The sequence below is a fragment of the Staphylococcus sp. GDX8P54P genome (assembly GCF_017893165.1).
Classification (GTDB): domain Bacteria; phylum Bacillota; class Bacilli; order Staphylococcales; family Staphylococcaceae; genus Staphylococcus; species Staphylococcus borealis.
This window is the reverse complement of sequence record NZ_JAESMM010000017.1, coordinates 25,101-35,279: the sequence shown is the minus strand read 5'-3', so window position 1 is coordinate 35,279 and position 10,179 is coordinate 25,101. Positions and strand designations below refer to the sequence as shown.

The following is a 10,179-nucleotide window of genomic DNA, read 5'->3' as shown; positions in this document are numbered from 1 at the left end:
GAGCCAGGATCAAACTCTCCATAAAAATTTATGATGTTTGATTAGCTCATAATACTAAATAGTGTTTGTAACATTTAAGTTACTGTTTTTGGAATTAACGTTGACATATTGTCATTCAGTTTTCAATGTTCATTTTTAAACTAACTTCTTAATTGTATAACATTCTTTTTAGAAAGTCAACAACTTTTGTTGATTACTTTTATTATTTTAAGTCATCTTTTTTTATTTTGCAATGGTAAGTTTTACACCATTTTAACAAACTTTGTAAGGAATTAACATTCCGTTTTCGACGACTTTTATATAATATCAAGTTTGAATAGTTAAGTCAACACTTTTTTTGAACTAATTTTTGTCTTTGTTATGTTCAAGTTTCATTGTTGCTCACAAGAAATTATTCTATCAGATTCAAAATATTTTGCAATAGAAAAACGCATGAAAATCTGAATTTCCATGCGCTAATTTTACACTAAATAGGATTTTATTTTTTAATTGTAGATGCTATCACTTTTTGAGCAATAGACGTATAAACTTTACCTAATCGATCATCAGCTTGATAAATAGATGGTGAGAAATCTTTAGGATTCCATGTAGGTTGTTCTAATGGTAATTCACCTAGTAACTGCGTATTTAATTCATCTGCTAGTTTACGTCCGCCACCTTTACCAAAGACATATTCTTTATTACCAGTTTCTTTACTTTCGAAATAGCTCATATTTTCAATGACACCTAAGATAGAGTGTTCAGTATGTTTAGCCATCGCTCCTGCTCTTGCAGCTACAAATGCTGCTGTCGGATGAGGCGTAGTTACAATGATTTCTTTACTACTTGGTAACATTGAATGAACATCTAAAGCTACATCACCTGTACCTGGTGGCAAGTCTAATAGTAAATAGTCAAGTTCTCCCCACTTCACTTCTACAAAGAAATTAGTTAACATTTTGCCTAGCATCGGTCCACGCCATATAACTGGCGCATTCTCTTCTACGAAAAATGCCATTGATATTACTTTTACGCCATGACGTTCAACAGGAATTATTTCTTTACCTTGGACTCCCGGTTTCTCATCAATACCCATCATATCAGGTACACTAAATCCATAGATATCAGCGTCTACTAAACCAACACGTTTGCCTTCTCGTGCTAATGCAACTGCTAGGTTTACTGCAACTGTCGATTTACCTACGCCACCTTTACCTGAAGCAATCGCTATAAATTCTACTGGATTATCTTTAGATAATAATCCCTCTATAGTTTTTGGTTGTTCTTCTTTTTTACCTGTATATCGTTCTACCGTTTCGGCAGGTAACTCTTCAAATCGTATCCCAACAGTGTTAGCCCCATTTTCTTTTAGCGCTTTTACTATTGCCATTTGTAAATCTAATTGTGGTTGTCCACCTAGTTGCGCCATTGCCACTTTAACACTAACGTGTTCTATTTCTTCTTTTGTAGTTACTTCGATGATGCCATCTGTTTCTTTAAGTGGTACATTTATTATCGGATCTTTTAATGCTCCGACTATTTCTTTCACTTGATCTACCGTTAACAATGTAAATCCCCCTTAGCATTCTTTATATCTCTATAATAACAAATATTAATATGTATTGACTTTCTAAATCAGTATATATTTTTTAAATGTATAAAAAAAGAAGTTAGCTCAATATATGAAGACCAACTTCTATCTTTATCTAATCGTTATATATCACGTGTATTCGTTGTTTTTTTAATGTAGTGTCTTTCTTCTTTAATAAATAGAGAGAAGATGAAACCAACAATCACTAATCCAGTTACTATTGCAAATGATAAATCAACACCTGCTGCAACACTTTGTCTTTGTGCGATTTCATGATTGGCACTTATAGATGAACTTTGACTTAGTAATTTAGCCCCAATACTCATAATGGTTACCATTAAGGCCGTTCCAAGTGAGCCAGCCATAACACGGCCAAAGTTCATAATGGCAGTACCATGCGAAATGTCTTCATTTTTAAGTGCGTTAATACCTGCTGTATTAATTGGCATCATTAATAGTGAAACAGCAAACATTCTTATTGCATACACGATAACTAACATGGTATAAGATGAATCATATTTTAAGAAACTCAACAAGGCAGTAGTTATAATGAGCACGATAAATCCAATTAGAATTAAAAGTCTAGGTCCATATTTATCGTAAATTTTACCGGTGTAAACAGACATTATACCGTTTAAAATAGCCCCTGGCATTATGACCAATCCAGACATGAAGGCACTAAGACCAAGACCGTTTTGAACGAACAATGGAATCAAAAGTGCCGGACCTACCATTGACATCATGACAATCATTGAAGTAATAGTACTGAAAGTGAAAATTTTACTTTTGAAAACTCGGAGATTTAACAACGGATTAGTTATATATAATTGTCTTCTTACAAACGCAACAACAATTAACATTCCAATTATAAATGAAAAGATAACAATTGGATGAGTGAATCCAAGATTGCCTGCACTACTAAATGCATAAAGCATCAATCCAAATCCTAACGTTGAATAAATAACTGATCGTTTATCTAACGCTGTTTTTTTAGTTTCATTGTAACTAGATAATGTAATAGCACCAAAGATATAACCTATAAGTGCAATGCCTACAACGATAATGAATGGGACTCTCCAACTCGTATTATCTATAATTAAGCCTGAAAAAGTAGGGCCAATCGCTGGTGCAAATTGGATAACTAAGCCAGCTAAGCCCATTGCAAAACCACGCTTTTCTTTAGAAAATAAAGTAAATAACGTAAACTGCATGAGCGGCATAATAATTCCAGCACCGATTGCTTGTATCACTCTGGCAAACATTAAAACACCAAAGTTAGGTGCAATAGCAGCAACAATAGATCCAATAAGGAAGATTCCCATAGAAACTAAGTATAATGGCTTAGTTTTAATTCTATCCATTAAGTATGCAGTCAACGGAATCATTGTCCCATTAACTAACATAAAACCAGTTACCAACCATTGGGCAGTATTTTCAGATGTATTTAGTTCCCTCATAATATGCGGTAAAGCAGTATTTAATAAAGTTTGATTTAAAATAGCTATAAATGCACTTAATAACATTACTGCAACAATGAGGTTCCGTTTTTTTGTGGATACTTCTATATTCGCCATATAAAAACTCCTTTTAATTCAAAGACATTGTTATATTCAACCAAACTTTAGTACGCCAAGCAAACTAAATGCTTACTCTTTCTTATTATTAAGATTCTCACTATCTGGATAAAATATAATTTTAAATATATATAATAGCCCTATGATGACTGCGATGACCCAAAAGTCAATTTTTATATAAACGTAGTGTATATGAATTATAAAATAGAAGAGTATCGTTGTTACGACATAAGAAATCAAATGAAACATACTACCACTAAAATATGGATTGTTAGGCAATTGCTTTCTAAAGTAGTCCATTAAATGTTCAATGGCAAATAAAATGAAGTAACCAAAAACGATATAACTTCCATAATAAACTAAATTATCTACTAAATTTTTATTATAGGTAAAGTCTCCTAAGTTAAAAAAAATTAGGATTCGACTTAAACCAAATAAACCAAATCCTAAAAACATTAAAAAAATAGCACCTGAAATAATAAAGATAGTGAGGACAAATAAAGTAGATAAAATATTTTTATAATTATTTTTAAAAAACTTCATCTTTTGCCCTCCTTTGTTTCACACGGCTATTTTATCATTTATAAAACGCAATATAAAATTTAAAGCGCGATATTAAAAGAACTTAATAATACATCACATTTAGTTTATGTTAAAACTTTAATATGCTATGCCTTGGATTTATAAAGCGTTGACCACATGATGATGAGTAAGATACTCACTAATGCAGCTGCAAGTAAAATATTATAAAAATGACCATTTATAAACCCTATTGACATAGCGTACAAATACCCCATTACAGTTGAACCTATTGATGAACCTAAATTTTTGGTTAATGCATAAAAGGACATCATTTTCTTCATATGTCTCGGATTTGTTTCTTCTTGAACGATGACACTATCTTTAGTGTAAACAAAACCAAAGCTTAGTCCAGCGAGTATTACAGTTGCTGCAATTAATAATGGCATTTTCAAACCAAACATTAGTATGATACTACTGATTAATAATAAAGTGAATGCAGTGATGTATAATGCCTTACGCGTTAAATTAGCTTCAACTTTCGCTAAATTAAAATTTAAAACTAGCCAAGCTACTGACAATGGGAATATAACCAGTCCACTTTGAAGTGGAGAGAGATGTAGATGATCTTGTAAGTAAATCGGTATATATAAATTGTATCCCATTAAAGTCATCGCTATTAAGAGATCCGTAACAAATACTAATGAGACTGAACGATTGAACTCTGAAATTGGTATGAATGGATTTTTGATTGTGCTTTCAAATTTGAATAAAATAAATATGAATATAAATGCTAACACTAAAGCAATCATATTTAATACTATTGATGACTTATATAATAAACCAAACATAAATAGGGCTATGAACACATAAAATAATGTAAGTCCTCTAACATCAAAGCTAGATGCTTTAACTTCCGCTTCCTCAGGAAAATGAAACGTAACAAATGCTAAAATAATTGCAATAACCGCTATCGGGATATTTATGAAAAATAGCCAATGCCATGTTGCAAACTCTAAAATAGCTCCACCTAGCAATGGTCCGATAATGCTAGATATCCCCCATACACTTCCAACTATACCCATAATTTTGTATCTAAATGGTATTTCAAAAGCTAATTTAGGAACAATTTGAGTTAACGACATCATAACCCCCGCTCCTAATCCTTGGACGATTCTTGAAATGATGAGCATAACAAATGTGCTACTCATTCCTGACATTAAACTACCTATACCAAACAATAATAAACCTACCATTGCAATATAAAGAATTTTAAAACGTGTTAATAATTCACCAACAATCGGGTTAGCTACTACCAACGCAATAAAATAAACTGTAAATACTAATGATATTGATGCTCCAGCATTTAAATCTGTTCTTATTGTAGGCATGGCTAATGAAATAATTGAACTTTCAATTGCAGCCATAAACATAGTTAAAACTAATGTAACAACAATACCTATAGACTTTAAATTCATGAACAATTTTCCTCCTTTTTATCTTTTTAGATACTTTAATAGAATAATCGTTAGATTTATTCAGACGCAATATAATAATCACTTTAAAATAAAAATAAGACTGATGACCGATAAAATCATCAACCTTATTTTTTAGTTTCTCTATATAAAATAAAGTATTGCAATAAAGTGGAACATTGAAGCGATAACGATAAATATATGCCAAATCATATGGAAATAAGGACGATTTTTTTGCGCATAAAACCAAGCCCCAATCGTATATGATAAACCGCCTAAAACTATAAATAAAATGAACATCCATGACGTACGCATAATGATAATAGGAAGAAAAATAATACCAACCCATCCCATCACAAGATATACAATTAAACTTAACTTTGGATTCACTTTTTCAGAGATAGATTTATATAATATTCCCCAAACTGTGGTACCCCATAATAATATAAACACTAACCAACCTATCCATCCGCCTACAACAGTTAATAGAACGGGCGTATACGTCCCAGAAATTGCAACATAAATCATACTATGATCAATGATTCTCAATATGTATTTATGTGCAGTATTGTTCTTCATTGAATGATATATTGTAGATGAGATAAACATCATAAAAATGCTAATTACAAATATTGAAACACTGATTGAGCTCAACGTTCCATGGGCTATATAGCTATGTACTGCCGCATAAGGAAGTAAAAAAAGCGTAATCAACGCAGCAACACCATGTGATACTGCATTACCTATTTCTTCACCAAAAGATAGCGGGATGATGTCTTTAAAAGATTCAACAACTGCACTTTTTGTATTCTTAGATGAGTTAGACATCTAACACCACCACCCTTTAAATTAAATTCATACGCTCTAAATCTGATGTAGCAGTTTCAACACTATCTTTACCTTCTTTATTTTTAAGTGGAGAGAATTCATCTTCTCTATTAACTTGTAACGTGTTAAAACTAGTTGCATATCTAAAAATATCAAAATAGAACAGTTCAAATTTTAAAGTTGGTTTTTCAACAACACCAAAATCTTCATCTAATTGCTTTAGATTTTTCACTGCTAAGTGATATGGTAAGTCATTATTTACCACTTGTTTAATAAAACCAACTTTAAAAGCATGAATACCAATATTTGCATTATTAAACGTATTTGCTACTTCTTCATCTAATTCAGAGTATTCAAGTACTGTATCTTTACTATTTTGATTTACTAAACGTCCAACACTTTCACCATCTTTAGGTTGAATTGATTTAGATGTTACATCACAATCATGTACTACTGTAAATCCTGCAAATAATGGATCTAAAACTTTAACTAATACATTGTCAATATTATTTAAGAAAATATATTTCACACCATCAGTTGCCATTTTATCTAAAAAGCCATTCTTATCTAATGATTTAAATACACCGCCATTACCATTTGGCGTCTCCATAATATAACCTTGTTCGTTCAGAATAAGACGTCCTTCTTCACTTAACGCAACCATATTATCTTGTTTGAAGAAATGTATATTATCAGGATTATAGCCAAAATAATCGTGTTGTTCAAAATACGTTAACGTTTCTTCATGATTAATATCACTAGTCATGATATACCAATTAATTAAATGACCCGTTTCTTTTTTAAGTTTAAGTAATTGTTGTGCTTGTAGTTCAAATAAACTAATTCCTTTTATTTCAAAAGAACCTTTAGGTCCTTTATAACCTAATCGAGTACCTTGGCCACCAGCCATCAAAAGTACTGCAAATTCACCGTTTCTTATTGCTTCTAATCCTTTATGTTCATATTTAGCTACTTCTTGATCCGCCAAGTCTGACTTGCGTTGATATTTCACTTCTGAAACTGTTGATACGTCTGAAATCGATTGACGATTTATATATAAATCTTTAAATAATTGCTGAATACTTTCTAAATCTAAATCATTCACTTTAGCTTCTAATTTTTCTTTTTCATTACTACTCATTAGCTTTTCATATTCACTCAAATGCTCTTGATTATATTTCTTTAATTGATTTTGATCTAACATTTTAACTCTCCTTGTGATGAATTCAATATGTATTCATACCCATAATAATTTAGTATTACCCTAAAATGGACTGGCTTATATATTGTAATAAATCATTAATAAACGTTTGGAATAATATGTATAATGCACCAATACTTAATGCAGTAGCCAGTGATACATCAACTAAGCCGCCTGTTTTAAAGGTGAATGGGAACTTAATAGTTAGAGGAATCGGATAAAGTAACTTTACTCCTCTTGGCGTTAACATATCTAGTATAACATGAGACGCCATACCACCGATAATGGAAACCAAATAGTATATAGGAGTTTGAATTAAATTAAGGAGGAATCCAATGATACCAATAAATAATAATGAGTGAGTGAATGTCCTATGACCAAATAAAATCCTAATGATTATGCTTAGCAACTTTAATTTCCTACCAATCTTACTTCCAGTATGACAAATATCTGGAAGCAAACTTGAAACCACTGATAAACATAATACAGTAACAGTAGAGAACAAATCAGTTTGAAAGTGTTCGGTTGTTAATGCACCCACTAGCAAACCAGCAGATACGTGAGTTTTGCCTGTCATATACCTTCTCCTTTATAGAGAACATTCTAACACAAAATACGCCAAAATACGAACATATTTTCGGTTAAAGTAAATAGTGTATCACAAAATAAAAAAGTATAGCATTAATACTTGAAAACGATTACATACTGATATATGATATAGACATAAATAACATAAAGGATGTGTTCTTTAATGGCAATGACTGTAAAGAAAGATAATAATGAAGTTAGAATTCAATGGAGAGTAGCAGATATTAAAATCCCTACTAGTGACATTAAAAATATCTCACAAGACCAAGAAATTCATGCCGTTCCAGATTTAGACTCTAAAAATATTTCACGTATTGGTTCTACTTTTGGTAAAACGAATAGAGTGATTATTGATACAGATGATCATGAATACATTATTTATACGCACAATGACCAAAAAGTTTATAATGAATTAACTAAGTAATGATATAATACAATTTCTTTCGCAAAGTTATATGTAACATTTCACTGCCAACGCATTAAATGTAGTTGGCAGTTTTTATATACCTATACATTTAATACTTAATTACTTTTTATTTTCCGAGTTATTAATTACACTATGCTTAAGAATAAGGAGGTTAAAAAATGTTTGTAGTAACAAATAGAATTACTGTAAAAAAAGGGTTCGCTGAAAAAATGGCACCAAGATTTACTAAAGGTGGAAAAATTGAAGCATTACAAGGTTTCCATAAAATTGAAGTTTGGAAAGTTGAACGAGACAAAGACAGTGAAGATATGTATGTCAATACGTGGTGGGAAACTGAAAAAGATTTCGAAGCATGGACTAAAAGTGATGCATTTAAAGAAGCACATCAAAATAGAGGTAAAACATCAGCCGAAACATCTCCAGTTATAAATAGTGAAATTGTCAAAGCTAATGTATTAGCTACCTTAAATTAAAAAGAAGGCAATGAAGTTATGTTGGTTGAATAAGATCAATATTTCCAACATAAATCTTCATTGCCTAAATTGTGGTTATAACAATAAGTGGGCCATCAATGCAATAATCGGTAAAGTGATAGCAGTTCTGATTAAGAAAATCATAAATAGTTTACCTAAGCTAACTGGTATTTTAGAACCAAGTATTACACCACCAACTTCTGATAAATATATTAATTGAGAAATACTTAATGCACCTATAACAAATCTCGTAATTTCACTATGTGCATCAGCGATGAGTATGGAAGGTAAGAACATATCCGCAAAACCAATTAATAAAGTTTCAGAAGCTTTAGCTGCCTCTGGTATTTGCAATAATTCAAGAATCGGAATAAATGGTTGTCCAATAATTGAGAATACCGGTGTATAGTTAGCAATCATCGTTGCAAGTGTTCCTATACTCATAACAACTGGAAGGATAACAAACCACATATCTATGACCGTTTTTAAACCTGATTTCCAAAATTCTTTAAATCCCGGTGCTTTCAAACCGACAATTGTCGCCTCTTCAAAACCATAGCCTATCGCCGTTTTACCTTCAGGTAATTTTTCTAATCTAGTATTTTCAGAAACTTCTTTCGTAAATTCATCGGGTATTTGGTTCAATGGCCAAATACGAGGCATAATCATAGCTGCTACAAAACATGAAACGATTACTGTTAAGTAAAAAGCAAAAAACTTATGTTGAAGTCCAACCGTTTCTGCGATAACAATTGCAAAAGTGATAGAAACTACACTAAATGTAGTCGAAATCACTATTGATTCCCTTCTAGAGTAAATACCTCTTTCATATTGTCGACTTGTAATAAGCACACCTACAGTTCCATCGCCTATAAATGAAGCAAGATTATCTACTGTCGAACGTCCAGGTAATGTAAATAAAGGTCTCATAATTGGTCTAAATAAAGGCCCTAAAAATTCCAACAACCCATATTCCATTAAGAACGGTAAAAATAGTGCAGCGAATAAAAATACTGCAACTAAGGTTGGTAATAGGTCGTTAAACACTAATCCACCTGTATCTTCTGAATAAATCACTTTTGACCCTAACTTAAAATAAGTCATCCAGACAAAGACAACTGCCAATAATCTTAATGTCATCCAAACTGGGCCGACTTTAAATGCACTATCTAATAGTCCACCAGGCTTAACCTTACTTCTAAATAGAGTGGAATATAAAAGTGTTAATATTGCAGATAATGTAATAATAGTAATGATGATGATGGGCATTGCATCTCCAAGTAGACTTTTTAACCAATTAGCTAAAAAAGCTACAGGTAATGTCGTTTGTTTTTCACCATCTTGCGTAACCGGAATAGGAATTAAGAAAAGTATAATTCCAATAATAGACATTGTTATAAACTTCGCTCTACCTTTAGCAATTTGTTGCTTCGTATATCCTTCCACCATTTATAACCTCTTTCTCTCTCATAATTGATGTTTTTATATTCATTAATTATGTATTTATATTACTAGCTGACTTAT

The 10,179-nt window shown here is 31.5% G+C and carries 10 protein-coding genes; 2 read left to right on the top strand and 8 right to left on the bottom strand.

Annotated features, from left to right (window positions below; genetic code table 11):
- Positions 1-478 precede the first annotated feature (478 nt).
- From KA909_RS07935 to KA909_RS07905, 7 genes are all read right to left on the bottom strand, one after another.
- On the bottom strand, positions 479-1,546 hold the full coding sequence (locus KA909_RS07935) for a P-loop NTPase (protein WP_193839086.1): 1,068 nt from the start codon (positions 1,544-1,546) through the stop codon (positions 479-481).
- A 146-nt stretch (positions 1,547-1,692) separates the two neighbouring features.
- Positions 1,693-3,144, bottom strand: coding sequence for an MDR family MFS transporter (locus KA909_RS07930; RefSeq protein ID WP_053028516.1), 1,452 nt, complete (start codon positions 3,142-3,144; stop codon positions 1,693-1,695).
- 72 nt (positions 3,145-3,216) lie between these two features.
- Entirely contained in the window at positions 3,217-3,687 is a 471-nt protein-coding gene (locus KA909_RS07925) for a SepA family multidrug efflux transporter (protein ID WP_053028517.1), read from the bottom strand.
- A gap of 125 nt (positions 3,688-3,812) precedes the next feature.
- Entirely contained in the window at positions 3,813-5,141 is a 1,329-nt protein-coding gene (gene sdrM, locus KA909_RS07920; protein ID WP_193839085.1) for a multidrug efflux MFS transporter SdrM, read from the bottom strand.
- A 141-nt stretch (positions 5,142-5,282) separates the two neighbouring features.
- Positions 5,283-5,966 (bottom strand): PAQR family membrane homeostasis protein TrhA, encoded by a 684-nt coding sequence (gene trhA / locus KA909_RS07915; RefSeq protein WP_075108905.1) that lies wholly within the window; start codon positions 5,964-5,966, stop codon positions 5,283-5,285.
- 16 nt (positions 5,967-5,982) lie between these two features.
- Positions 5,983-7,170 (bottom strand): UTP--glucose-1-phosphate uridylyltransferase, encoded by a 1,188-nt coding sequence (locus tag KA909_RS07910; protein ID WP_075108906.1) that lies wholly within the window; start codon positions 7,168-7,170, stop codon positions 5,983-5,985.
- A gap of 55 nt (positions 7,171-7,225) precedes the next feature.
- Positions 7,226-7,744, bottom strand: a complete 519-nt coding sequence (locus KA909_RS07905) for a metal-dependent hydrolase (RefSeq protein WP_193839083.1) — start codon at positions 7,742-7,744, stop codon at positions 7,226-7,228.
- A gap of 174 nt (positions 7,745-7,918) precedes the next feature.
- Between KA909_RS07905 and KA909_RS07900 the strand changes: the two genes are divergently transcribed.
- Positions 7,919-8,179 carry a SunI/YnzG family protein gene (locus KA909_RS07900; RefSeq protein ID WP_053028522.1) on the top strand — a complete coding sequence of 87 codons (261 nt, stop codon included), beginning with the start codon at positions 7,919-7,921 and terminating at the stop codon, positions 8,177-8,179.
- Positions 8,180-8,340: 161 nt separating this feature from the next.
- On the top strand, positions 8,341-8,655 hold the full coding sequence (locus tag KA909_RS07895) for a heme oxygenase (RefSeq protein ID WP_193839082.1): 315 nt from the start codon (positions 8,341-8,343) through the stop codon (positions 8,653-8,655).
- Positions 8,656-8,730: 75 nt separating this feature from the next.
- On the opposite strand, the gene KA909_RS07890 is transcribed toward KA909_RS07895, so the two are convergent.
- Entirely contained in the window at positions 8,731-10,104 is a 1,374-nt protein-coding gene (locus tag KA909_RS07890) for a YjiH family protein (RefSeq protein WP_228480662.1), read from the bottom strand.
- Positions 10,105-10,179: the final 75 nt, after the last annotated feature.